The sequence below is a fragment of the Marinobacter salinisoli genome, assembly GCF_017301335.1.
In the GTDB taxonomy this organism is placed as follows: domain Bacteria; phylum Pseudomonadota; class Gammaproteobacteria; order Pseudomonadales; family Oleiphilaceae; genus Marinobacter; species Marinobacter salinisoli.
In genome coordinates this window covers 1,574,853-1,597,107 of record NZ_CP071247.1, presented here as the reverse complement: position 1 = coordinate 1,597,107, position 22,255 = coordinate 1,574,853, and the positions used below count along the sequence as shown (strand labels likewise).

General features: G+C 58.3%; 22 protein-coding genes and 1 other RNA gene. 3 read left to right on the top strand and 20 right to left on the bottom strand.

Annotated features, from left to right (window positions below; genetic code table 11):
• Nucleotide 1 precedes the first annotated feature (1 nt).
• The 13 genes from murC to rsmI form a co-directional block, all read right to left on the bottom strand.
• On the bottom strand, nucleotides 2–1,447 hold the full coding sequence (gene murC, locus LPB19_RS07245; RefSeq protein WP_206645396.1) for a UDP-N-acetylmuramate--L-alanine ligase: 1,446 nt from the start codon (nucleotides 1,445–1,447) through the stop codon (nucleotides 2–4).
• Nucleotides 1,440–2,525: an undecaprenyldiphospho-muramoylpentapeptide beta-N-acetylglucosaminyltransferase gene (murG, locus tag LPB19_RS07240; RefSeq protein ID WP_206645395.1), complete on the bottom strand. Its 1,086-nt coding sequence runs from the start codon at nucleotides 2,523–2,525 to the stop codon at nucleotides 1,440–1,442. Before murG ends, murC begins: the two co-directional genes overlap by 8 nt.
• The gene (gene ftsW / locus LPB19_RS07235) at nucleotides 2,518–3,699 is read right to left on the bottom strand and encodes a putative lipid II flippase FtsW (protein ID WP_407943944.1); all 1,182 of its coding nucleotides are present in this window, start codon (nucleotides 3,697–3,699) and stop codon (nucleotides 2,518–2,520) included. The genes murG and ftsW overlap by 8 nt, the downstream gene beginning before the upstream one ends.
• Before the next feature lie 17 nt (nucleotides 3,700–3,716).
• Nucleotides 3,717–5,057, bottom strand: coding sequence for a UDP-N-acetylmuramoyl-L-alanine--D-glutamate ligase (gene murD, locus LPB19_RS07230; RefSeq protein WP_206645393.1), 1,341 nt, complete (start codon nucleotides 5,055–5,057; stop codon nucleotides 3,717–3,719).
• Nucleotides 5,058–5,072: 15 nt separating this feature from the next.
• Entirely contained in the window at nucleotides 5,073–6,158 is a 1,086-nt protein-coding gene (mraY, locus tag LPB19_RS07225) for a phospho-N-acetylmuramoyl-pentapeptide-transferase (protein ID WP_206645392.1), read from the bottom strand.
• Nucleotides 6,143–7,534 carry a UDP-N-acetylmuramoyl-tripeptide--D-alanyl-D-alanine ligase gene (locus LPB19_RS07220; RefSeq protein WP_206645391.1) on the bottom strand — a complete coding sequence of 464 codons (1,392 nt, stop codon included), beginning with the start codon at nucleotides 7,532–7,534 and terminating at the stop codon, nucleotides 6,143–6,145. The genes mraY and LPB19_RS07220 overlap by 16 nt, the downstream gene beginning before the upstream one ends.
• Nucleotides 7,531–9,015 carry a UDP-N-acetylmuramoyl-L-alanyl-D-glutamate--2,6-diaminopimelate ligase gene (locus LPB19_RS07215; RefSeq protein ID WP_206645390.1) on the bottom strand — a complete coding sequence of 495 codons (1,485 nt, stop codon included), beginning with the start codon at nucleotides 9,013–9,015 and terminating at the stop codon, nucleotides 7,531–7,533. The genes LPB19_RS07220 and LPB19_RS07215 overlap by 4 nt, the downstream gene beginning before the upstream one ends.
• A gap of 4 nt (nucleotides 9,016–9,019) precedes the next feature.
• On the bottom strand, nucleotides 9,020–10,759 hold the full coding sequence (locus LPB19_RS07210) for a peptidoglycan D,D-transpeptidase FtsI family protein (protein ID WP_206645389.1): 1,740 nt from the start codon (nucleotides 10,757–10,759) through the stop codon (nucleotides 9,020–9,022).
• A gap of 33 nt (nucleotides 10,760–10,792) precedes the next feature.
• On the bottom strand, nucleotides 10,793–11,197 hold the full coding sequence (gene ftsL, locus LPB19_RS07205) for a cell division protein FtsL (protein WP_206645388.1): 405 nt from the start codon (nucleotides 11,195–11,197) through the stop codon (nucleotides 10,793–10,795).
• Entirely contained in the window at nucleotides 11,197–12,180 is a 984-nt protein-coding gene (gene rsmH, locus LPB19_RS07200; RefSeq protein ID WP_206645387.1) for a 16S rRNA (cytosine(1402)-N(4))-methyltransferase RsmH, read from the bottom strand. Before rsmH ends, ftsL begins: the two co-directional genes overlap by 1 nt.
• The gene (gene mraZ, locus LPB19_RS07195; RefSeq protein WP_206645386.1) at nucleotides 12,177–12,629 is read right to left on the bottom strand and encodes a division/cell wall cluster transcriptional repressor MraZ; all 453 of its coding nucleotides are present in this window, start codon (nucleotides 12,627–12,629) and stop codon (nucleotides 12,177–12,179) included. The genes rsmH and mraZ overlap by 4 nt, the downstream gene beginning before the upstream one ends.
• A 312-nt stretch (nucleotides 12,630–12,941) precedes the next feature.
• Nucleotides 12,942–13,292, bottom strand: an RNA gene (rnpB, locus tag LPB19_RS07190) — RNase P RNA component class A.
• A gap of 54 nt (nucleotides 13,293–13,346) precedes the next feature.
• Nucleotides 13,347–14,234: a 16S rRNA (cytidine(1402)-2'-O)-methyltransferase gene (gene rsmI / locus LPB19_RS07185; protein ID WP_206645385.1), complete on the bottom strand. Its 888-nt coding sequence runs from the start codon at nucleotides 14,232–14,234 to the stop codon at nucleotides 13,347–13,349.
• 132 nt (nucleotides 14,235–14,366) lie between these two features.
• Here rsmI and LPB19_RS07180 point away from each other — a divergent pair, with 132 nt between their 5' ends.
• The 3 genes from LPB19_RS07180 to LPB19_RS07170 are packed head-to-tail and all read left to right on the top strand — an operon-like array spanning nucleotide 14,367 to nucleotide 17,223.
• Nucleotides 14,367–16,235, top strand: coding sequence for a penicillin-binding protein activator (locus LPB19_RS07180; protein ID WP_206645384.1), 1,869 nt, complete (start codon nucleotides 14,367–14,369; stop codon nucleotides 16,233–16,235).
• A 16-nt stretch (nucleotides 16,236–16,251) separates the two neighbouring features.
• Nucleotides 16,252–16,623 carry a YraN family protein gene (locus LPB19_RS07175; protein ID WP_206645383.1) on the top strand — a complete coding sequence of 124 codons (372 nt, stop codon included), beginning with the start codon at nucleotides 16,252–16,254 and terminating at the stop codon, nucleotides 16,621–16,623.
• A 9-nt stretch (nucleotides 16,624–16,632) separates the two neighbouring features.
• Nucleotides 16,633–17,223 (top strand): D-sedoheptulose-7-phosphate isomerase, encoded by a 591-nt coding sequence (locus tag LPB19_RS07170; RefSeq protein ID WP_206645382.1) that lies wholly within the window; start codon nucleotides 16,633–16,635, stop codon nucleotides 17,221–17,223.
• Between the two features lie 55 nt (nucleotides 17,224–17,278).
• Here the strand turns inward: LPB19_RS07170 and LPB19_RS07165 are convergent, their stop codons facing one another.
• The 7 genes from LPB19_RS07165 to rplM form a co-directional block, all read right to left on the bottom strand.
• Nucleotides 17,279–17,686 carry a ClpXP protease specificity-enhancing factor gene (locus LPB19_RS07165; RefSeq protein WP_228289260.1) on the bottom strand — a complete coding sequence of 136 codons (408 nt, stop codon included), beginning with the start codon at nucleotides 17,684–17,686 and terminating at the stop codon, nucleotides 17,279–17,281.
• A 57-nt stretch (nucleotides 17,687–17,743) separates the two neighbouring features.
• A complete protein-coding gene (locus LPB19_RS07160; protein ID WP_206645380.1) occupies nucleotides 17,744–18,373 on the bottom strand; it encodes a glutathione S-transferase N-terminal domain-containing protein in 630 nt (209 codons plus the stop codon).
• A 109-nt stretch (nucleotides 18,374–18,482) separates the two neighbouring features.
• Complete coding sequence (locus LPB19_RS07155; protein ID WP_206645379.1) at nucleotides 18,483–19,238, bottom strand: cytochrome c1; 756 nt, start codon at nucleotides 19,236–19,238, stop codon at nucleotides 18,483–18,485.
• A complete protein-coding gene (locus LPB19_RS07150; RefSeq protein WP_206645378.1) occupies nucleotides 19,238–20,470 on the bottom strand; it encodes a cytochrome b in 1,233 nt (410 codons plus the stop codon). Before LPB19_RS07150 ends, LPB19_RS07155 begins: the two co-directional genes overlap by 1 nt.
• A complete protein-coding gene (gene petA, locus LPB19_RS07145) occupies nucleotides 20,470–21,063 on the bottom strand; it encodes a ubiquinol-cytochrome c reductase iron-sulfur subunit (RefSeq protein ID WP_206645377.1) in 594 nt (197 codons plus the stop codon). Before petA ends, LPB19_RS07150 begins: the two co-directional genes overlap by 1 nt.
• A 241-nt stretch (nucleotides 21,064–21,304) precedes the next feature.
• On the bottom strand, nucleotides 21,305–21,697 hold the full coding sequence (rpsI, locus tag LPB19_RS07140) for a 30S ribosomal protein S9 (RefSeq protein ID WP_206645376.1): 393 nt from the start codon (nucleotides 21,695–21,697) through the stop codon (nucleotides 21,305–21,307).
• Nucleotides 21,698–21,709: 12 nt separating this feature from the next.
• Nucleotides 21,710–22,138 carry a 50S ribosomal protein L13 gene (gene rplM / locus LPB19_RS07135; protein ID WP_206645375.1) on the bottom strand — a complete coding sequence of 143 codons (429 nt, stop codon included), beginning with the start codon at nucleotides 22,136–22,138 and terminating at the stop codon, nucleotides 21,710–21,712.
• Nucleotides 22,139–22,255: the final 117 nt, after the last annotated feature.

The following is a 22,255-nucleotide window of genomic DNA, read 5'->3' as shown; positions in this document are numbered from 1 at the left end:
ATCACTCACCAGAAATCACTCCCGCTGCGGCCAGTCTTGCAGCTACACCGCCAATATCACCGGCGCCCTGCGTGATCAGCAGGTCGCCATCCTGGAGCACGTTTTTCAACAGGCTCTCGATTTCACTGTTCTCCTCAACGAACACCGGCTCGACCTGCCCACGCTGGCGAATACTGCGACACAGCGCACGGCCGTCGGCTCCGGTAATCGGGGGCTCGCCGGCGGAATAGACCTCCATCAGCAACAGGCCATCCACTTCCGACAGCACCCGTACGAAGTCTTCATAGAGGTCGCGAGTTCGGCTGAACCGATGCGGCTGATACAGCATGACCAGCCGACGCCCGGGCCATGCATCGCGGGCCGCCCGGATGACCGCTTCAACTTCCGTGGGATGATGGCCGTAGTCATCCACCAGGGTGATTGCGCCATTGGGGGTCTGATAGTCGCCGTACACCTGGAAGCGGCGTCCCACGCCGGCAAAACCGGACAGCCCCTGGCAGATGGCGTCATCGTCGACCCCCTCGTCTGTCGCAACAGCGATCGCCGCCAGCGCATTCAGAACGTTGTGTCGACCTGGCATTTTCAGGGCCACCGCCAAGTCACTGCGCCCACCCGGACGCTTGACCACAAAGCGGGTGCTCAGCCCATCGGACTGGATCTGCTCGGCCCGGTAATCGGCGTCAGGGTTGTCGATGCCATAGGTGATGATCGCCCGGGAGATGCGCGGAATGATTTCCCGCACGTAGGCATCATCCACGCACATCACCGCAACGCCATAGAACGGCAGGTTGTGGAGGAAATCCACAAACGTCTGCTTCAGCTTTTCCACATCGCCGCCGTAAGTGTCCATGTGATCGGCCTCGATGTTGGTCACCACGGAAATCACCGGCGTCAGGTGCAGGAAGGACGCATCGCTTTCATCGGCCTCAGCCACCAGGTAGCGGGAACCACCCAGCTGCGCATTGGTACCGGCGCTGTTCAGCTTGCCACCAATCACAAAGGTCGGGTCCATGCCCGCCTCGCCCAGAACCGACGCGATCAGGCTGGTGGTGGTTGTCTTTCCATGGGTTCCAGCCACGGCAATGCCGTGGCGATAACGCATGATTTCGGCCAGCATTTCAGCGCGCGGAACGATTGGCACACGACGGCTGCGGGCCGCCGCCACTTCAGGGTTGTCCGCCGCCACGGCGGTGGACACCACCACCACATCGGCCTTGGCACTGTTTGCCTCTTGATGGCCGATATAAATTTCCACACCCATGCCCTCCAGACGCGCAGTAACCGCGCTTTCTTTCAGGTCAGAGCCGGAAACGTCGTAGCCCTGGTTCTTGAGTACCTCGGCAATACCGCTCATGCCGGCGCCACCGATACCGACAAAATGGATATGGCGGATACGGCGCATTTCGGGCACCTGATAGACCAGTGGCTGATTGTTGGCATCAGTCATTGGCGGCCTCCAGACAGTAATTCACGACTCTCTCCGTTGCATCAGGGCGGGCCAGAGTCCGTGCGGCCTTCGCCATATTCATTACCCGGGCGCGATCCTTTGCTAACCCCATCAGCGTTTCGGCAAGACCTTCTGCCGTCAGCTTGCTCTGGGGAATCAGAATCGCCGCACCGGCGTTTACCATTTGCTGCCCGTTCTTGGTTTGATGGTCGTCCACGGCATGGGGAAATGGCACCAGGATCGCACCGGCGCCAGCCGCGCACAGTTCGGACACCGTCAATGCACCAGACCGACACACCACGATGTCCGCCCAGGCATAAGCTGCAGCCATGTCCTTGATAAAGGGCTCGACGCTCGCCTCAACACCGTGACGTTCATAGGCTGAACGGGCCTGCTCAATGTTCTTCTCGCCACACTGGTGACGAACCTGAGGACGATCGCCCTCAGGAAGTCCCGCCAGCGCCTCTGGCAGGGTTTCGTTGAATACCTGGGCGCCAAGACTGCCGCCGACCACCAGCACCCGTAAGGCACCCTGACGGTTAGCCAGGCGCTCTTCGGGCGCAGCAATGGAGGCCAGCCCCTCGCGGATCGGGTTACCGGTGCATCGGGTAACCACTCCCGCCTCAAAGCTGCCGGGAAAGGCTTCGAGCACCGTTTCGGAAAAACGAACCAGCAGCCGGTTTGTCATGCCCGCAATGGCGTTCTGCTCGTGTATCACCAGAGGCGTCTTAGTCAGCCATGCGGCAACACCGCCGGGGCCGGTTACAAAGCCGCCCATCCCCACGACACAGTCGGGCTTGATGTGGCGTACGGTGGTGAAGGCCTCTCCCAACGCCCGCATCAAGCGAAATGGTGCCAACAACAGGGCCAGCTTGCCCTTGCCACGCAGGCCAGAAATATGAATGAGCGACAACGGAATGCCGGTGTCGGCAATCAGGCGCTCTTCCATGCCGCCTTTGGCCCCCAGCCAATGAACTTCGTGGCCTCGCTGTTCCAGCGCCCGTGCAGTTGCCAGCGCTGGGAAGACGTGACCGCCAGTTCCGCCAGCCATCATCAGGAAACGACGCGGTTCAGTCATACGCCGCACCTCCCCGCGCCTTGCTGGTGTCTTTCTTACTGGCCAGTCGCACTTTATCCAGTCGCTCCATTTCCACTCGCGCCAGAACACCAATGCACACGCACATGATCATCAAACTTGAACCGCCGTAGCTGACCAACGGAAGCGTCAGCCCCTTGGTGGGCAACAATCCCGTGCTGACCGCAATATTGATGGTGGCCTGCAGGCCGATCAGCAGCGTTAGTCCGTAGCCAAAGCAGGCGCCGAAGGGCATGTCGGCCTTTTCTGCCCGGCGGGCAATAACAAAGCCACTCACCACCAGCAATGTGAAGAGCGCCAGCACCGCCAGTGAGCCCAACAGACCGAACTCCTCGGCAATGATTGCAAAGATAAAGTCGGTGTGGGCCTCGGGCAGATAGAACAGCTTCTGGATGGAATTGCCCAAGCCAACGCCATCCCAGTCACCGCGACCAAAGGCAATCAGCGACTGGGTCAACTGGTATCCGCTATCAAACTGGTCTTTCCAGGGATCCAGATAGCTCACTACCCGCTTCAATCGGTATGGCTGAGTAACAACCAGCAGCGTTCCCAGGCCGGCCAGAACGACAATCAACGGCACGAAGCGTGTTAATCGGACGCCGCTCAGGAAAATCATGCCCGCTGCTGCGGTGACCAGAACTACGGTGGCGCCAAAATCCGGCTGGATGACCAGCAGCACAGAGGCCACCCCCAGCACAAAGAGCGGCTTGAAGAACCCCATCCAGGTATTGAGCAGTTCGTCGCGACGACGCACCACATACCCGGCCAGGTACGCAATCAGGCACAGCTTGGCCACTTCCGACACCTGAATATTGAACAGACCGAAGGGAATCCACCGGGTAGAACCGTTCACGGTCCGCCCTAACGGTGTCAACACCAGCATCAGCACCAGCAAACCAACACCCAGTAGCAACCAGCCACTGCGCTCCCACCAGGCAATGGGCACATTCACCGCCACCAGTGCCATAACACAGCCCATCGTGGCGAACAGAATCTGGCGAATCACGTAGTGATAGCTGTTGCCCATGGTTTCGGCGGCCATATCCATGGAGGCAGAGGAAATCATCACCACGCCGAGTACCAACAGGGCGACAGCACTGATCACCAGCATCGGCAGAGGACGAATCTCACCCAGCCACTGTTGGTGATTTGGCATAGCTGCTGCTGCCTGCATCACAAGGCCTCCACCCGAGCGCGAAACTGATCGCCGCGGTCGGCATAATCACGAAACATGTCGAAGCTGGCGCACGCCGGAGAAAACACCACCCGGTCTCCCGACGTCGCAAGTTGGTGGGCCTCTGCCACCGCACCCGCCAGAGCATCGGCAAAGCGAATGTCCACGCCGTCACCGACAGCCTCGGCGATGAGGCCAGCATCACGGCCAATCAACACCAGCCCCCGGCAGTGCTGACGGATCGGCGCCTGCAGCGGAGAAAAATCAGCGCCCTTGCCATCGCCCCCGGCAATCAGGACCACCTTGCCCTGTTGGGGAACCAGGCTTTCAATGGCCGCCACGGACGCGCCGACGTTGGTGCCCTTGGAGTCGTTGATGTAGTCCACCCCGTCCAGTTGACGAACGAATTCACATCGGTGCGGCAGACCGCGAAACTGCCGAGCCACCTCGAGCATCACCTCCATCGGCAGCCCCGCCGCCATCCCCAGCGCAAGCGCGGCCATGACGTTGCTCAGGTTATGGTGCCCCATCAGCTTCAAGTCACTGGCGAGCAGAAGGTTATCCAGGCCGTAAGTTATCCAGGTTCCCCGGTCATCGTCCCTGGTGCTGAACGTTCCCGGATTCACCCGATTGAAGCCGAAACAAATGAACTTCAGGTTGTCGCGCGCCATCGGCGTGCTCAAAGCATCATCAAGATTCACCACGGCATTCCGACAGCCCCGGAAAATCCTCTGTTTGGCCTGGTAATAGGCCATTTTGTCCGGGTAACGATCCATATGGTCGTCGCTGACGTTCATTACCGTCGCAGCCAGTGCATTCAGTTCTTCCGTGGTCTCCAGCTGGAAGCTGGACAGCTCCAGCACATACAAGTCCGCGCCCTGGCCCAGAAGGTCAAGCGCCGGCGTCCCGATGTTGCCTCCGACGGCCGCATTGCGGCCAGCCGCTTTGGCCATCTCGCCCACCAACGACGTTACCGTGGTCTTCCCGTTCGAGCCGGTAATCGCAACAATGGGTGCATCGGCCGCTTCAGCAAACAGGTCAATATCGCCACGGATTCGCGCGCCCTGGGCCGCCGCTTGGGCGATCGCCGGCTCTGCGATGCTGATACCCGGGCTGACCACCAACTCGTTGAAACCCTGGAACAGGTCGACATCAAACGGCCCAAGATGGACCGGAACATCCGGCCATTCCGCCTTCAGCTCATCCAGCCCCGGCGGCACCAGGCGACTGTCCGCCACCGCAATCTCCCGGCCCTGCTCGGACAGGTAACGCACGCAGGAAAGCCCGGTTTTACCGAGCCCTACCACCAGCGTGCGACGATCCGAAACAATGACACTCATAATCGATGCGAACCCTTAACGAATCTTGAGACTGGCAAGGCCAATCAGAACCAGAACCACGGTAATCACCCAGAACCGGACGATCACTCGGGGCTCCGGCCAACCCTTCAACTCAAAATGGTGATGCAGCGGCGCCATGCGGAAAATACGACGCCCAGTGAGGCGGTAAGAACCGACCTGGAGAATCACCGAAATGGTTTCCATCACGAACACACCGCCCATGATGAACAGTACGATTTCCTGCCGGACAATCACTGCGACCACACCCAGTGCAGCACCCAGGGCCAAAGCACCCACATCGCCCATAAACACTTGCGCGGGATAGGTGTTGAACCACAGGAAACCCAGCCCCGCACCGACAATCGCGCCACAGAACACAATCAGTTCACCGGTACCCGGCAAATGAGGAATCAGCAGGTAGTCAGCAAACTGGGCGTGGCCCGATAGATAGGCAAAAATCGCCAGGGCCGCCGCTACCATCACCGTAGGCATGATAGCGAGGCCGTCCAGGCCGTCAGTCAGGTTCACCGCGTTACTGCTGCCGACAATCACGAAATAGGTCAGCAGGATAAACACCACCGGCCCCAGGGTCAGGGACACCTGCTTCACAAAAGGCACATACAGTGACGTTTCCTGAGGCAGGCCGGCGCTCATATAGAGCGCAATCGCCGCGGCAGCACCGATAACCGACTGCCAGAAGTACTTCCAGCGCCCGGGCAAACCGCGGGGATTACGCTCGACGACCTTGCGATAGTCATCGACCCAGCCAACGGCGCCAAACAGCAGGGTCACCAGCAGGGTCACCCAGACGTAGCGATTGGTCAGGTCCCCCCACAGCAGGGTACTGATGCCGATCGCCACCAGAATCAGCGCGCCACCCATAGTCGGGGTCCCGGCTTTGCTCAGATGGGTTTGTGGGCCGTCATCCCGGACGGCCTGACCAATCTGGTATTGACTGAGTTTGCGGATCATATACGGACCAATGATCAGCGAAATCAGCAGGGCCGTAAGCGTACCCAGTATCCCGCGCAGGGTGAGGTACTGAAATACGGTCAGAGCCGAGAAATACTGTGATAAAACCTCTGTTAGCCAGAGCAGCATGAGCTATTCACCTTTTTTCGAATCCCCTCTACCACGCGATCCATGGCAGAACTGCGAGAACCTTTCACCAGCACCGTCACCGGAGACTGCCGACTGGCAACAATCGCCGCCACGGCCTCGTCGTGAGTCTGGAAACTTTCCGCTGCCGAACCGAATCCCTGGACATAGCCCTCGCAGCCAGGCCCAACGGTTAGCAAGCGATCAATGTTCTGCTCGTGGGCGAACTCACCCACCTCGCGATGCAAGGCCAGGGCATCATCCCCCAGCTCGGCCATCGCACCCAGCACCGCAATACGGTGCCCGTCTCGCGCAGCCAGCACACTCAGCGCGGCTTTGATCGACGACGGGTTCGCATTGTAACTGTCATCAATGACCGTGAGCGCCTGAGTCAGATGAAGATTCTGTAAACGACCTTTTACCGGCTGCAATGCACCGAGACCGGCCACGATGGCATCGTTATCCGCACCGAGTTCACGGGTGGCCGCAACCGCCAGTGCCACGTTGGTCAGATTGTGCTCCCCAGCCAGGGCAAGGTGGAGCTTGCAAGACCAGCCATCGGGCCCGTTAACAACGAGGCGCTGACCATCACCGTCAACGCTTTCTGCCTCGCAGGTGTAGTCGGCGTCCGGATGGTTGGTGCGACTGACGCTGGCGACGCGCCGATCACCTGCCCGCTGTTTCCACTGATCGAACGCGGGATCATCCCGGTTCAGGACGACCAGACCACCTTCTGCAACGCCATCAATGATCTCACCCTTCGCCACCACGATGTTCTGGTAACTACCAAAGCCTTCGAGGTGGGCCTCGCCGGCGTTGGTCAGGATGACCGCCTCGGGCCGGGTAATGCTGACGGTATGGGCGATTTCCCCGAGCCCACTGGCACCGAGCTCGATAGCGCCGTACTGATGCTCCGGCGACAAGCCAAAGAGTGTAAGCGGCACACCAATGTGATTATTCAGGTTGCCACTGGTCGCCAACGTTGGCCCCATGCGCGAGAGAATGGCTGCGGTCATTTCCCGAACCGTGGTCTTGCCGCTGCTACCCGTGACCGCAATCAGTCGGGCTGAGCTGGCGTCACGGTTTCCTGCCGCCAGCTTCGCCAGGGCATCGACGGTATTCGCCGCTTTCAACTGCGGCAGCCCAACCTGGGCATCCTCGGTGTCTACGACAGCAGCCACCGCGCCCCGCTCCTTTGCTTTCTGCAAGAAGCGATGGCCATCGAAATTGTCGCCACGAAGCGCGACAAACAGCTCTCCGGGCGCCAGTGCGCGGGTGTCTGTCGAGACGCCAGTGAAGCTGATTTGACCCAAGCCTTCGGTGGCACTGGCTGCCCCCATCCAGGCCAGAGCTTCTTGCAGGGAAAACGCGCGCATCATGCCGCACCTCCTTTTTCTCTCAACGCCAGCTCGACCTGCTGGGCGTCATTGAAGGGATGGCGAATACCGGACACTTCCTGATACGCCTCATGCCCCTTGCCCGCAACCAGCACCAGATCGTCCGGACCTGCCATTTGCACAGCAGCCCGGATCGCCTCTGCCCGGTCGTGAATGACGGTTGCCCGCTCTGCGGATGCCAAACCGCCCAGAATACCGCGGACGATTACTGCCGGATCCTCATTGCGCGGATTGTCATCGGTGACAATCACAACATCCGCGCGCTGCTCCGCTTCACGCGCCATCTCCGGCCGCTTGCCCGAATCCCGGTCGCCACCGCAGCCGAACACACAAATCAGTCGGCCGGAAACGTGGGGCCTAAGTGCCGACAGGGCATTGGCCAGCGCGTCCGGGGTATGGGCGTAATCCACCACAACCCGAACACCGTCAGCCCCGGTAAAGGGTTCCAGACGTCCCGGCGGTGGCGTAAGGGTTTGCACGGCCTGCCGCACCTGATCGACGGAAACGCCGAGGTTCAGCACAGTCGCCATTGCCGCCAGCAAATTGCTGGCGTTAAAACTGCCCATCAGCGGGGCGCGAATGTCGAAGGCGCCCCACAGGCCATCCACGGAGGCCCTGAACCCGTCATCCGTGGGCGCAAATTCGGTCAGCCAGAGTTCAGTCTGCGACTCATGGAGACTATAGCGAATCCGGTCACAGCGGCCTTGGAGCTGCTCGTACAGCTGCCGGCCAAAGGGATCGTCAAAATTGATTACCGCAAAGTTCAGGCCCTCGCGGAAAAACAGTCTCGCCTTGGCCTCGCCATAGGCCTCCATGGTGCCGTGGTAATCGAGGTGGTCCCGGGTCAGGTTGGTGAACACCGCAGCCCTGAACATCAAATCGTCAACCCGCCCCTGATCCAGGGCATGGGACGACACCTCCATCACGGCGGCACGCCCACCCTCGGCCACGATTCGGGACAGTTCCCGGTTTACCCGAACCACATCAGGCGTGGTATGGGTGGCCGGCTTGAGCGCACCCGGCATTCCGTAACCCAACGTGCCGAGGAGTCCGCACGGCATCCCGGTGGCGTTAAGCAGGCCCGCTACGTATTGGGTCACAGACGTCTTACCATTGGTTCCGGTCACACCTACCAGAGCCAGGCCCTGCGACGGATGCTCGAAAAACCGGTCGGCAATCTGGCCCAGCAATCCACGCAGCCCTACGATCGGCACCACCAGCGCGCCGCGATGCTCACGGCACTCGCCGGCCTGCTCCGATTCCAGCAACACCACGGTGGCACCTGCCGCAACGGCATTATCAACGTAATGATCCGCCGGCGTGGCGCTACCGGTCAGCGCGACAAACGCATCGCCGGCTTTTATGTCCCGACTGTCGGTTTTAAGACCGTGGATGGTGACATCGAAAACCGATGGAACGGGGACAATGTCGTGTAGAAGCGTGTTGAGCGATGTGATGCACATAGGATTACCCTCGCGCCCCCGCCAGATGTCCGGCCGTTACAGCACCGCCGACCTCAAGCTCGGGCTTAACGTTCAACAGGCGGAGCGCATCACTCATAACCCGCGAGAAGACCGGCGCGGCCACCTCACCACCATAGTACTCTCCTGATTGCGGCGCATCGACTGCCACAACGGCAACAATTCTGGGATTATCAATCGGTGCCATGCCGGCAAATATTGCTTTGTACTCGCTGTCTTGATAGCCGTGATCACCCACCAGGTGCACCGTTCCTGTCTTGCCGCCAGCCGAATAAAAACCGGGCTGGGCGCGTTTTCCGGTACCGTTTTCGACCACTTCTCGCAGCATGCCGCGGACTTCGTGAGTCACTCGTTCAGAAATAACCCGCTGTCCCAGCGGCTCTCCTTCCAGCTTGATCAGGCTCAAGGGGTAGCGGATGCCTCCGTTGGCAATAACCATATACGCCTGCGCCAGCTGTAAGGCGTTAACGCTCATGCCGTATCCATACGACAGGGTTGCTTCTTCGACCGGCCGCCACTTCGGGGGGGACGGCAATACACCCACAGCCTCACCTGGGAAACCGATCCCGGTAGGCTGGCCAATCCCCAGCCGGCTATACAGATCGCGAATCACATCGCCACCGATATCGGTGGCGATCTTGCTGATACCCACATTGCTGGACTTGGCAATGATATCGGTCAGGTCAATCACTCCATAATTGCGGTGATCCCGAATCGTAAAACGACCAAAGCGCCGGAACCCCGGCGCCGTGTCGATCGTCGTTTCCATCCTGTATTTGCCCGACTCCAGCGCCGCCGCCATGGTTATCGGCTTCATCGTCGATCCGGGTTCAAACAGATCCGTGATCGCCTTGTTTCTCAAGTTTTCCGGAGCTAGCTGGCTGCGGTCGTTCGGGTTGTAAGCCCCCTGATTCACCATGGCCAGGACCTCGCCGGTGTCCGAGTCGAGCATCACCAGTGTGCCACCCCGGGCCTTGTGAGCTTTCACTACCGCCTTCAGCTCACGATAGGCAAGGTACTGAAGCCGCAAGTCGATACTCAGCTGAAGAGCGTTTCCGGGTCGCGCATCGCGGATCAGCGTCAGGTCTTTGATGATCCTGCCGCGATTGTCCTTGAGCACTCTCTTTTTACCGGGCTCGCCTGAAAGCCACTGGTTATAGGCCAGCTCCATACCTTCCTGGCCACGCTCGTCGATATTGGTGAACCCGACAACGTGAGCGGTCACTTCGCTGGCCGGGTAGTAACGACGGTATTCCTGACGGGCATAGACGCCGTCGATGTCGAGCTCTGCCACCTTTCTCGCGAGTCCGGGCTGCACTTTCCGGCGCAGGTAAATAAACTCCTTGCCGGCATATTGCTTCAGGCGCTTGCGCAGGCTTGCCTCATTCAGACCAAGCATGCGCGCCAGATGCGTCAGACGTTCCTGATCGGAATCGATTTCAGAAGGGTTTGCCCAGATGGTCTGGACGGGCGTACTGACGGCCAGTGGTTCGCCGTGGCGATCGGAGATAACGCCGCGGTGCGCGTCGATGGTTTCCACGCGAATCGTACGGACATCGCCCTGCTTGCGGAGAAACTCGTTATCAACGACGTGGAGGTCAACCAGACGCCAGCCGAGCATGCCCACCACCAGCAGGAAAACACCCAGCACGGAGCCGTAGCGCCAGGCCTTCAAGCCGGACGCGAGCCGCTGACTCCATGTCGTTGTTGTTCCCTGACCGGACAAATCAACCACCCCGACGATTGTTATTATCGCAATTTATTTTTGGTATACAGGTGCAGCCATTGGCACCAAAACAATATCCTCACGCCCCGGAACCACCATGCTGAAGCGTTCCGCAGCCAGCTTTTCGACCCTGCCATGGGCACTCAGGGCGCTTTGCTCCAACAGCAACTGACTCCATTCCCGCTGATAGAGGTCGCGCTCGTTCTGTAGTTGGGACAGCGTATTAAAAAGCTCACGGTTTTGATGGGCACTCACGACAACGCCGATGGATGATGCAACCAGCACCACCACCAACGCCAGTGACACAACCACGCTCCGCTCCCTGGTCGCACCAAAGACCTGCCGGGAAATACGGACAGCCGTCGCAACACCGTCTCGAACCCGTAGTTTGCTTGACCTAGCGGCCTTTGCAGGCTGCTCTATGGCTACAGCACCCATCAAGCCACCCCCTGTGGACTCTTATCGTTCTTAACGCGCTCAAGTACTCTCATGACCGCACTTCTGGCGCGTACGTTGTCGTTGATTTCGCCAGCACTGGCCTTCATGGCCTTGCCAACCAACCGGAACTCAGAAGCTTCCTGCTCCGCAGTGACCGGCACGCCTTTGGGCATCCTCGGCCCCTTTGCGAGGTCCCGCATAAAACGCTTGACGACCCGATCCTCAAGCGAATGAAAACTGATCACCACCAGGCGACCGCCAGGCAACAAGCGCTCTGCAGCGATCTTGAGTCCCCGCTCCAGGTCTTCCAGTTCGCGGTTGATAAAGATGCGAATCGCCTGAAATGTCCGGGTCGCCGGGTGTTTGTGCTTTTCCTTTTTAGGCACCGCCTCCGACACCAGCTCGGCCAGTGCGCGGGTAGTTTCGAGCGGCTCCTCATCGCGACGGGCAACCACCATTCGGGCAATTCGCCGGGAAAACCGCTCTTCGCCATAGCGCCAGAGCACATCGGCGATATCCGCTTCATCCGCCTCGGCCAGCCACTGAGCCGCACTCGGGGATTGGGTCGGATCCATGCGCATATCCAGTGGTCCATCGCGCAGAAAGCTGAAGCCGCGGGAGGCATCGTCTAGCTGTGGAGAAGACACTCCCAGGTCCATTAACACTCCGCTCACTGTTTCCCAGCTACGCGACTGCAGTGCCTGATCGAGATCCGCAAAGGAACCGTGAAACCACGCAAACCGGGCATCACCTGCCGCCAACTGCTCCGCCGCGCGGATGGCCTCGGGATCCTTGTCAATTCCCAGCAGCTGCCCGTGCTCACTCAGGCGCTCCAGAATCAGCCGGCTATGCCCACCACGCCCGAACGTGCCATCGACATAGCTGCCCTCCGGATCACTGACGAGATAGTCGACCGCCGCGTCCAGAAGGACCGATCGGTGAGCAAAAGCCGCCCCTTCCTTCTGGGTGCGATCGTCCGTCATAGGCTGAGCGCCTCCATTTCAGGCGGCATGTCATCATCGTCCGATGACTCATCGAGCCAGGCGAACCAGCGCTCTTCACTCCAAAGCTCCAGTTTCTTTCCCTGGCCAATAAGCATGAGTTTTTTCTCTAGATGGGCATAACTTCTGAGCGTGGGCGGAACTAAAATCCGCCCGGCCGAGTCCAATTCCATGGGTGCCGCGTTTCCGAGCAGCAGCCGCTGCAGGCGACGCGCAGCCCTATTCATGTTCGGCAACGCCTCAATCTTGGGGCGCAGCTCCTCCCATTCGGGCTCGGGGTAAATGAGCAGACACCGCTCTTCGTCTGCGTTAGCAGTCACTACAATGCGGCCACCACAGAGCTGTGCGAGCTCTTCTCGCACCTTGGAGGGGATCGCCAGGCGCCCCTTCGCATCCATGTTGATGGCATGACTGCCCAGAAATCTGCTCATTTATACCGTCTTTTGAGCTGCTAGAATCCACAAAAAACCACTGGAAACCACTTTTTCCCACTTTTGCACACTATAGAAACCAACCCTATACAATGCAAGCGCCGGAAATGGCGTCACACCACAAAAAAACCCACTTAAGACAATAAGTTACAGAACCAGGTTCAGGAGAAAGAGAAAAACAGAGTAGAGAAAGCAATAAAAATCAGTCACCTGCAGAATAAAACGAACGTACAAGGTGAGCTTCAAGAATTTTTGGCTATATTGAGAACTGTCTTCAAAAGACGCATGTCGCATCATCGCGAAGATTGGAGGGGAGTGAGCTCGCCGATAAGCCGGGTTCTGTCGTGGACAGTCATTCATCTAGGACCTGCGTCACCACAGGTCTCAAGCAACCTACCCGAATCCAGCGCGGGCCACGCCATTGGATTCCTATTTGGTCTTGCTCCAGGTGGGGTTTACCATCGCCGTGGACTGTTGCCAGCCACGCGGTGCGCTCTTACCGCACCATTTCACCCTTACCGGCGCCAAGAGGCGCTTAGGCGGTATACTCTCTGTTGCACTTTCCGTCGGCTCGCGCCGCCCAGGCGTTACCTGGCACCTTGCCCTGCGGAGCCCGGACTTTCCTCCCCCGGATAAACCGGCGGCGACTGTCTGGCGAGCTCGGGCGAGACGATACTCCGGCCACCGGAGCCTTGCAAGCGAAAGTCGCGCGAGTATTTAATCGTCTTTCAATTCAAGCGCCCGCTGGTACAACTCATTTTTCGACTGGCCCGACAGTTCTGCCACCACCTTGGCCACTTTCTTGACCGGCAACTCCGGCAATAACAACTGCAAAAGGCGATCAACATCAAGCGCGGACTCCGCACCCGCAGCCGCCGCCGACTCTGCTCCGCGAACCATCACCACAAACTCGCCGCGACTACCATGGGGATCCACCTCCAGCTGTTGCCGCACCTCAGTGATCGATCCTGCGTAAAACGTTTCGAAGGTTTTGGTGAGCTCACGCCCGAGCACCAACTCTCGTGCCTCGCCAAACACTGCCTCCATATCGGAGACGGCATCCATAATCCGATGAGGCGATTCGTAGAACACCAGAGTCGCCGTTTCACGACGCAGAGCATCCAGCGCCGATCGCCGGCCACTGCGCTTGGCCGGCAAAAAACCCGCAAACAGGAAGCGATCCGTCGGCAAGCCGGCCGCACTGAGCGCCGCCACCAGAGCGCAAGGGCCCGGCACCGGACTGACACGGAATCCGCGCTCTCGGGCAATGCGCACCAGGACATACCCGGGATCGGAAATCAAAGGCGTGCCGGCATCGGATATCAGTGCCACGTCATGGCCTTTGTCGAGATAGCTGATCAGCGCCTCAGCACGATCCTTTTCATTGTGATCATGCAGCGCAATCATCCGCTTCTGGATACCCAGGTGCTGCAGAAGCCGGCCACTGTGCCGGGTGTCCTCCGCAGCCACTACGTCCACCGACGCCAACGTCCGGGTAGCCCGCGGTGACAGGTCATCCAGATTGCCTATGGGCGTCGCCACAATGTAGAGCGTACCCTGTGCCTGCGCCGCTTGCTTTTCCGGCCTTTCCGCCTTTGAACTCAATGTTTACGCCCCACTGTTGCTTTAAGCTACACGATGACACGAACGTCATGTGAATCGATTCGGGAACTGTTAAACTTGCCACCGTTAGAACGGTGCCACAAGCCCAATTATCCGGAGTATCCAGAGCCTGCCATGATCAGAACCCGCATCCACCACCGAGCCCTCGCCACCGCTTTTACCATGGCCCTGCTATCGGCCGGCTGCGCTGGCGTCAATTTGCAGTCCCACACTGCGCAGACACCGGAACAGGCACTGGAGCTGGCAGAGCAGGAAGCGAACCGCGAAACCGCCCAACGCTATCTGTTGCGCACCGCCAGCGAATTCCAGCAGACCGGAGACCATACGGCCGCCCGCACCTTACTCCAGAACCAGCAACTGAGCCAGCTGCCACCGGAACTGGCGAACCAGCAGCGACTACTCGCCATGGCCAGCGCAACCGCACTGACCGATAGCGAGTGGGCACGAACCCTGACACAGGATCTGAGCCCACAAAGCATTACCAGTTACGAAGCCGAGCTGATTCCACAGGCGGCCGACCTGCAGTCACAAACGTTTGCACTGGCTGGCGACCCCATCTCGGCGGCGATGACGCTGGTTCTGCTTGGCCAGACCGACAGCTCCACCAGCCCCCAGCGTATTCATGATCAGGTATGGATGTATCTGAAAGAGGTTCCGGACCAGACTCTGGAAGCTGCCGCCAGCGTGGCCATTGGCTATGAAGAACAGGGCTGGCTCGAACTGGCAGCAGCACGCCAGCCAGGCATGGAACTGGACGATCAGGGCCGCGTGATCCGTCGCTGGCAGAATGACTGGCCCGGCCACCCCGCGGCACAAGTATTACCAAGCGAACTCAGCCTGATCGCGAGCCTGGCAGAAAGCCGCCCCGAAAGTATCGCCCTGGCATTACCATTGAGTGGCACGCTCGCAACAGCCGGGGCAGCCATTCGCGATGGTTTTATCGCAGCGTACTACCAGGACGAGTCCGTCGATCACAGCACAACCGACATTCGCGTAGTGGACACCGCCGATGCGCCGTTTAGCGAGATCTACCAGAAGCTATCCGAACAGGACATTGACCTGATCGTTGGCCCGCTCGAGAAAGACGCGCTGAGCACGCTTGGATCGATGACCACCCTGCCGGTTCCGACACTGGGCCTGAACTACCTTCCTCCCAGCACCCGTGTTCCGGACGGACTTTACCAGTTTGGCCTCTCTGCCGAGGATGAAGCCCGCCAAATCGCCGACCGCCTGAGCGCCGAAAATATTCGTAACACTCTGGTACTGATTCCCCGCGGTGAGTGGGGCGATCGGGTCGAGAGCGCGCTCCGGACGCGACTGACCGAAAATGGCAGTACCGCTCTGGATATTCAGCGCTTCTCCCGCGAAGACAACCTCCGGGCCGTGACCGCCGATTTGCTGGGCATTACGGTGTCCAGAGATCGCGCCGTCGCCGTTGAGCGCACCATCGGTATGGACATCGAGTTCGAACCCCGCCGCCGCCAGGACGCTGAAGCCATTATCATGGTGGCAGACCCGACCATTGCGCGGCAGTTCAAGCCACTGTTCGCCTTTTACTTCGGCGGCGAACTCCCGGTGTACTCGCCGTCAATCATTTACGAAGGCAGCCCCGATCCAGCCCGGGACCGTGACCTTAACCGGGTCATTTTTACCGACATCCCCTGGATTCTGACCGACAGCGATCTGAAGACCAACGCCGACCAGCACCTGAGCAACACCCGGGGACAACTCGGCCGTCTGTTCGCCATGGGATCGGACGCCTGGCAACTCAGCAAGCGACTCCCCCTGTTACGGCAGGTAGAAAACTCGACGCTGCAGGGACAGACCGGCACGCTCTCAATGACCGACACAGGAAGCATTCAGCGCAAGCAACTGTGGGCGCAATTTCAGAATGGGGCACCGAGACTGCTGCCCGAACTGGAATCAGCAGCCGGCGAAGAAGCCCTGATGGACAATGAGCCCGGAACTCTTCAGGCCCAGTAAACCCAAGGACTGAGATATGGCCAAGGACGGCGCCAAAGCCATCGGGCATCACTTTGAAGGTGTCGCTGAACGCTATTTGAACCACAAAGGCGTTGACGTGTTTGAGCGTAACGTGACGAGCCGCGGCGGCGAGATCGACCTGATTGGCTATGACGGCCACACCCTGGTGTTTTTCGAGGTCCGTTACCGGGGACATGGCAGCCTGACCGATCCCGCCAGTTCAGTAACCCCAAGGAAGCAACATAAACTTCTGAACGCCGTGTCCTTTTACCTTCACAAACACCGACTCTGGGAAACCGACACCCGCATCGATGTCATCGCCATAAGCCCGGGAACGGTCAGAAAATACCGGGTACAATGGATCAAAAACGCAATTCAGGCAGGTTAACGACACACCATGACGGACACCGAGCAACAGATCAATCAATGGTTCGCCAGCCATATGGAACACACGGCCCAGGCCGCGAGTACCGCAGGGCCAGCCATCGAAGCGGTGGCTGACGCCTTTGTAAACACCTTGCTTCAGGACGGCAAGATCATTACCTGCGCCAATGGCACCTCAAACATCTTGGCACAGTATTTTTGCACCGCCTTGCTCAACCGATTTGACCACGACCGCCCCGCCCTGCCGGCAATCAATCTGGGAGCAGACTCCACCACCTTTTCGGCCATCTGCCGGGACAACCGCTTTAACGAAACCTTCTCGCGCCAGGTTCGAGCCGTGGGCAAGCCCGGCGACCTGCTATTCGTCATTGCCGACGACGGCCACAAAGCCAACCTGATTCAGGCGATCCAGGCCGCCCATGACCGGGAGATGAACGTTGTTGTTCTGAGTGCCCGCGAGAAATCCGACATCACCTCTCTGATGCATCCGGAGGATCACGAAATCGCGCTCAACGATGTGCCAACCACGGAAGCCGCGCCGCTGCTGCTGGTGGTAATCAACGCCCTTTGCGGCCTGATTGACGCCAAGTTGTTCGGGGGATAAAGAAAAAGCCAGCAAACGCTGGCTTTTATGGTCAGTACTGATGACGGGACCGCTATTACTTCACCACTTTCAGGGTAGGACGCCCGGAAGGCCGCTCCTCTTCACCCTGTCTGGGCTCGAACTTGCCGCCCGGACCATCGGGGTCTGGCGTACCTGGCTCACTACCAAACACCATACCCTCTCCGTTTTCCTTGGCATAGATCGCAATGACCGCATGCAAAGGAATAAACACCTGCATCGGAACGCCACCAAATCGCGCACTGAACTCCAGAGCGCCATTACCAATGACGAGACTACGCACCGCACCCGGACTGATATTCAATACGATCTGTCCGTTAGCCACATGCTCCGTTGGCACCTGGACGCCCTGTACACTCGCATCCACCAGAATGTAGGGGGTGCAATCGTTATCCAGAACCCACTCATTGAACGCACGAACAAGATACGGCCTGCTGGATGTCATGGTGATGTTACTGTCTGCCACGAACACTCTCCTGGCCCCCAATAGGGTGCCGATCAATCAGCCACGCATATCTTCTTCAACATCGGAAAGGCTTGCTTTAAAGCTTTCACGACTGAAGATGGAGTCCATGTATTTCTGCAACGGCTTGGCCTGCTTATCATTCAGATCAATACCCAAGGCAGGCAGGCGCCAGAGGATCGGAGCAATGCAGCAATCAACAATGGTGAACTCTTCGGACAGGAAAAACGGCATTTCGCCAAACAGTGGCGCGGCAGCCAGCAAGCCCTCACGCAACTCCTTGCGGGCCGCATCGGAAGCCTTGGCATTGGGTTCCGCCAGAATCTTATCCACCAGACCACACCAGTCCTTCTGAACGCGATGAATCATCAGGCGACTGTTGGCGCGGGCGACCGGGTACACCGGCAGCAGCGGCGGATGCGGGAACCGCTCGTCAAGGTACTCCATCATGATGTTCGGCTCATACAGAACCAGATCACGATCCACCAGGGTTGGCAGCGCGTTGTAAGGGTTCAGGTCTGCCAGCTCTGCCGGCGGATTGTCCGGATCGACGTCGACGATATCGACGGTAACACCCTTTTCGGCCAGAACAATGCGAACCCTGTGGCTGTAATGACTGGCCGGGTCAGAGAAAAACGTCATTGATGACCGCTTGGTCACAACGCCCATAGAATTACCTCACGAGTAAACAAACCGAAATCTTCCCGAAAAACGCAAAAACTCCAGCAGGACAGAATCTGCCTGCTGGAGACCAAGGCCGGGAATTATACCCTATTTCTTAGTGCACGTCCTTCCAGTACTCGCGGTTCAGCAAGTACGCGAAAATGAAGAAAATCGCCACAAAGATTAGGACAAACACCCCAAGGCGCTCACGCTCGACACGAATCGGGTCAGCCATGTAGGACATGAAGTTGGTCAGGTCGTACATCGCCTGGTCAAACTCCGCTGCCGACATGCTGCCCTCAATCGCGTACTCCGGGCAAACATCGCCGTTGTTGATGTTGCCGGACAGAGGTTCAACATTGGCGTCGACACCGATGTTAGGCTCCACCGCACACAACCCCTGCATGTCGACCAGCACATGAGGCATACCAACGTTGGCGAACACCACATTGTTCACCCCCAGCGGCCGGCTCTCGTCCTTGTAGAAGCCACGCAGATAAGAGTACACCCAGGACTCGCCGCGCAGACGGGTCTCCAGAGTCAGATCAGGCGGCGGCGCGCCGAACCAGTCGGCCGCCATGTCCTTGCTCATCGAGTTCTTCATCAGCTCACCGATTTTGGCACCGGTGAAGATCAGGTTTTCCTCGTACAACTCCGCAGGGATCTCCAGGTCATCGGAAACGCGCTTGTAACGCGCGTATTCCATGGAATGACAAGCCATGCAGTAGTTGGTGAACAAGGCCGCACCGCGCTGCAACGATTCCTTGTTGGTGTGATCCGTCTCGATGTGATCAAGCGGAACAGATGCTCCAGCCGCCAGCCCGAGAGCTGGCAGGGCTGCGATGAAAAGACCAAAAATCAGCTTTCTCATTATCCTGTCACCCTCTCTGGCACTGGCTTGGTTGTTTCCATGCGCGTGTAGAACGGCATCAGAATGAAGTAGAGGAAGTACAGCACGGTCAGGATCTGCGCGACTATGGTACGACCTTCTGTTGCCGGCACCAGGCCGAGGTAACCGAGCACCACAAAGCTGACCACAAAGATCGCCAGGGCAATCTTGCTCAGGATGCCCTTGTAGCGCATGGAGCGAACGGGGCTGCGGTCAAGCCAAGGCAGGACAAACAGGATGGCAATCGCGGCACCCATAACGACCACGCCCCAGAACTTCGCAGACAGACCGAACAAATCAACCGTCACCGCACGCAGCATGGCGTAGAAGGGCGTGAAGTACCACACCGGCGCAATATGCTCGGGCGTCTTCAGCGGGTTAGCCGGCTCGAAGTTTGGTTTTTCGAGGAACAGACCGCCCATCTCCGGGAAGAAAAACACCACAATGAAGAAGATAAAGAAGAACACACCCACGCCGAGCAGGTCGTGCACGGTGTAGTAAGGGTGGAACGGAATGCCATCTTTCGGAATACCGTTTTCGTCCTTGTTTTTCTTGATGTCGATGCCATCTGGGTTGTTGGAGCCCACTTCGTGCAGAGCCAGGATGTGGAGCACGACCAAGCCAAGCAGAACAATTGGCAACGCCACCACGTGCAGCGCAAAGAAGCGGTTCAGGGTAATGCCGGACACCAGGTAATCGCCCCGAATCCACAGAGACAGGTCCTCACCGATGACCGGAATTGCACCAAACAGGTTAACGATAACCTGGGCGCCCCAGTAGGACATCTGACCCCACGGCAGCAGGTAGCCCATAAAGGCTTCTGCCATCAGTACCAGATAAATCAGCATGCCGAAGATCCAGATCAGCTCACGAGGCTTCTGGTAGGAGCCGTACATCAGGCCACGAAACATGTGGAGATACACCACCACGAAGAAGGCCGAGGCACCGGTGGAATGCAGATAGCGGAGCAGCCAGCCCCACTCAACGTCACGCATGATGTATTCGACAGAGGCGAACGCACCTTCCGCGGAAGGATTGTAGCTCATGGTCAGCCAGATACCGGTGATCAACTGGTTAACAAGCACCAGCATCGCCAGCGAACCGAAGAAGTACCACATATTGAAGTTCTTCGGCGCGTAGTACTTGCCAACGTGTTTGTTCCAGGCGTCTATGACGGGCAGACGCTCATCTACCCAATGAAGTAGCTTTTGCATCACGCCGCCTCCGGATCAAGACCAATGGTGAGAGTCGCGTCATCGTCAAAACGATAAGGCGGAACCTCCAGGTTATCGGGAGCAGGCTGCGCGCTGTACACGCGGCCAGCCAGGTCGTAGCGAGAACCATGGCACGGACAGAACAGGCCACCCAGCCAGTTATCGCCCAGATCCGCAGGTGCAACCTCCGGACGGTAGGATGGAACACAACCGAGGTGAGTGCAAAGCCCAACCAGCACCACGAACTCCGGCTTCAGTGACCGGTAGATACCGTCAATGTATTCGGGCTGCTGGGGCGACTCGGACTCAGGATCCTTGACCGCATCGTTAAGCTTTTCAATGTTCGCCAGCATTTCTTCAGTGCGACGGATAATCCACACCGGCTTACCGCGCCATTCGACGGTAATCTGCTGCCCTGGTTCAATCTTATTGACATTAACGGTCACCGGCGCACCTGCCGCTTCCGCTTTCGCACTGGGATTCCAGGACGCTACAAACGGAACTGCTGCACCGACAGCACCGACGCCACCTACCACGGACGTAGCGCCGATCAGAAACCGACGTCGACCTTGGCTTACGTCGCCATTACTCATTATGGTCTTCTCCCATCAGGCGATGTCACAGCCTGCAAGAAAGCCGGCACTGTGCATCAAAAAGGACTTCACAACCCAAAAATATAAGCGCCCAAATGGTAATGAAATTAACAAGTGCTTACAAGTCGGACACCCACACAGAGGCGCCTCAGAAGCGCCTCTGAAATTGCCTTACCTCAAACAACGAACACAAAAAAACCCGGCCAAACTGACCGGGTTTTCGAAGTCTGCTCCAGCGATTTTAACGCTTGGAGTATTGCGGACGCTTACGCGCCTTGCGCAGACCAACTTTCTTACGCTCAACTTCACGAGCATCACGGGTAACGTAACCCGCTTCACGCAGAGCCGGACGCAGAGTCTCGTCGTAATCCATCAGCGCGCGAGTCAGGCCATGACGAATAGCGCCGGCCTGGCCACTGATACCACCACCTTTAACGGTGATTTTGATATCAAAGCGGTCAGCCGATTCAGTCAGAACCAGCGGCTGACGAACGATCATTCGCAGAGTCTCACGACCGAAGAAATCTTCGATAGAGCGACCGTTGATGGAGATGTTACCGCTTCCCGGCTTGATAAACACCCGAGCCGAGGATGTCTTGCGGCGACCAGTACCGTAATTTTGTGCTACAGACATATCCGCCTTCCGTTAAATGTCGAGTTCTTTGGGCTGCTGGGCAGCATGAGGATGCTCAGCGCCGGCATAGACTTTCAGCTTCTTGAACATGGCGCGGCCGAGCGGACCCTTCGGAAGCATGCCTTTGACAGACTTCTGGATGATTTGCTCGGGAGCCTTGTCGACCAGCTTCTCGAAGTTGATGGACTTGATTCCACCCGGAAAGCCGGTGTGACTGTAGTACATCTTGTCAGATGTCTTGTTCCCAGTAACCCGGACCTGGCCTGCATTGATAACAACAATATAATCGCCAGTGTCTACATGAGGGGTGTACTCAGGCTTATGCTTGCCCCGCAGACGACGGGCGATTTCGGTTGAAAGACGACCCAGCGTCTTGCCGGCTGCGTCTACAACGTACCAGTCACGTTTTACTGTTTCTGGTTTCGCACTCAGAGTCTTCATTGATTCCGCCTTGAACGCTATAAAAGAAACGTTAAAAACACCACCACCGGTAATTGAGACAACATCCGGAGGAGGCTCGATATCTTAACTTAAAATTGGCAGTGACACCGTTCGGGG

What these genes read in the sequence shown, in the direction of transcription:
- LPB19_RS07170 (WP_206645382.1), top strand. Translation starts at nt 16,633, where the DNA reads ATGACGGACACCGAGCAACAGATCAATCAATGGTTCGCCAGCCATATG.
- murD (WP_206645393.1), bottom strand. Translation starts at nt 5,057, where the DNA reads ATGAGTGTCATTGTTTCGGATCGTCGCACGCTGGTGGTAGGGCTCGGT.
- murC (WP_206645396.1), bottom strand. Translation starts at nt 1,447, where the DNA reads ATGACTGATGCCAACAATCAGCCACTGGTCTATCAGGTGCCCGAAATG.
- LPB19_RS07180 (WP_206645384.1), top strand. Translation starts at nt 14,367, where the DNA reads ATGATCAGAACCCGCATCCACCACCGAGCCCTCGCCACCGCTTTTACC.
- ftsW (WP_407943944.1), bottom strand. Translation starts at nt 3,699, where the DNA reads ATGCCAAATCACCAACAGTGGCTGGGTGAGATTCGTCCTCTGCCGATG.
- mraZ (WP_206645386.1), bottom strand. Translation starts at nt 12,629, where the DNA reads ATGAGCAGATTTCTGGGCAGTCATGCCATCAACATGGATGCGAAGGGG.
- ftsL (WP_206645388.1), bottom strand. Translation starts at nt 11,197, where the DNA reads ATGGGTGCTGTAGCCATAGAGCAGCCTGCAAAGGCCGCTAGGTCAAGC.
- LPB19_RS07220 (WP_206645391.1), bottom strand. Translation starts at nt 7,534, where the DNA reads ATGATGCGCGCGTTTTCCCTGCAAGAAGCTCTGGCCTGGATGGGGGCA.
- rpsI (WP_206645376.1), bottom strand. Translation starts at nt 21,697, where the DNA reads ATGTCTGTAGCACAAAATTACGGTACTGGTCGCCGCAAGACATCCTCG.
- petA (WP_206645377.1), bottom strand. Translation starts at nt 21,063, where the DNA reads ATGAGTAATGGCGACGTAAGCCAAGGTCGACGTCGGTTTCTGATCGGC.
- LPB19_RS07165 (WP_228289260.1), bottom strand. Translation starts at nt 17,686, where the DNA reads ATGACATCCAGCAGGCCGTATCTTGTTCGTGCGTTCAATGAGTGGGTT.
- LPB19_RS07155 (WP_206645379.1), bottom strand. Translation starts at nt 19,238, where the DNA reads ATGAGAAAGCTGATTTTTGGTCTTTTCATCGCAGCCCTGCCAGCTCTC.
- rsmH (WP_206645387.1), bottom strand. Translation starts at nt 12,180, where the DNA reads ATGACGGACGATCGCACCCAGAAGGAAGGGGCGGCTTTTGCTCACCGA.
- rplM (WP_206645375.1), bottom strand. Translation starts at nt 22,138, where the DNA reads ATGAAGACTCTGAGTGCGAAACCAGAAACAGTAAAACGTGACTGGTAC.
- murG (WP_206645395.1), bottom strand. Translation starts at nt 2,525, where the DNA reads ATGACTGAACCGCGTCGTTTCCTGATGATGGCTGGCGGAACTGGCGGT.
- LPB19_RS07215 (WP_206645390.1), bottom strand. Translation starts at nt 9,015, where the DNA reads ATGTGCATCACATCGCTCAACACGCTTCTACACGACATTGTCCCCGTT.
- LPB19_RS07175 (WP_206645383.1), top strand. Translation starts at nt 16,252, where the DNA reads ATGGCCAAGGACGGCGCCAAAGCCATCGGGCATCACTTTGAAGGTGTC.
- LPB19_RS07150 (WP_206645378.1), bottom strand. Translation starts at nt 20,470, where the DNA reads ATGCAAAAGCTACTTCATTGGGTAGATGAGCGTCTGCCCGTCATAGAC.
- LPB19_RS07160 (WP_206645380.1), bottom strand. Translation starts at nt 18,373, where the DNA reads ATGGGCGTTGTGACCAAGCGGTCATCAATGACGTTTTTCTCTGACCCG.
- mraY (WP_206645392.1), bottom strand. Translation starts at nt 6,158, where the DNA reads ATGCTGCTCTGGCTAACAGAGGTTTTATCACAGTATTTCTCGGCTCTG.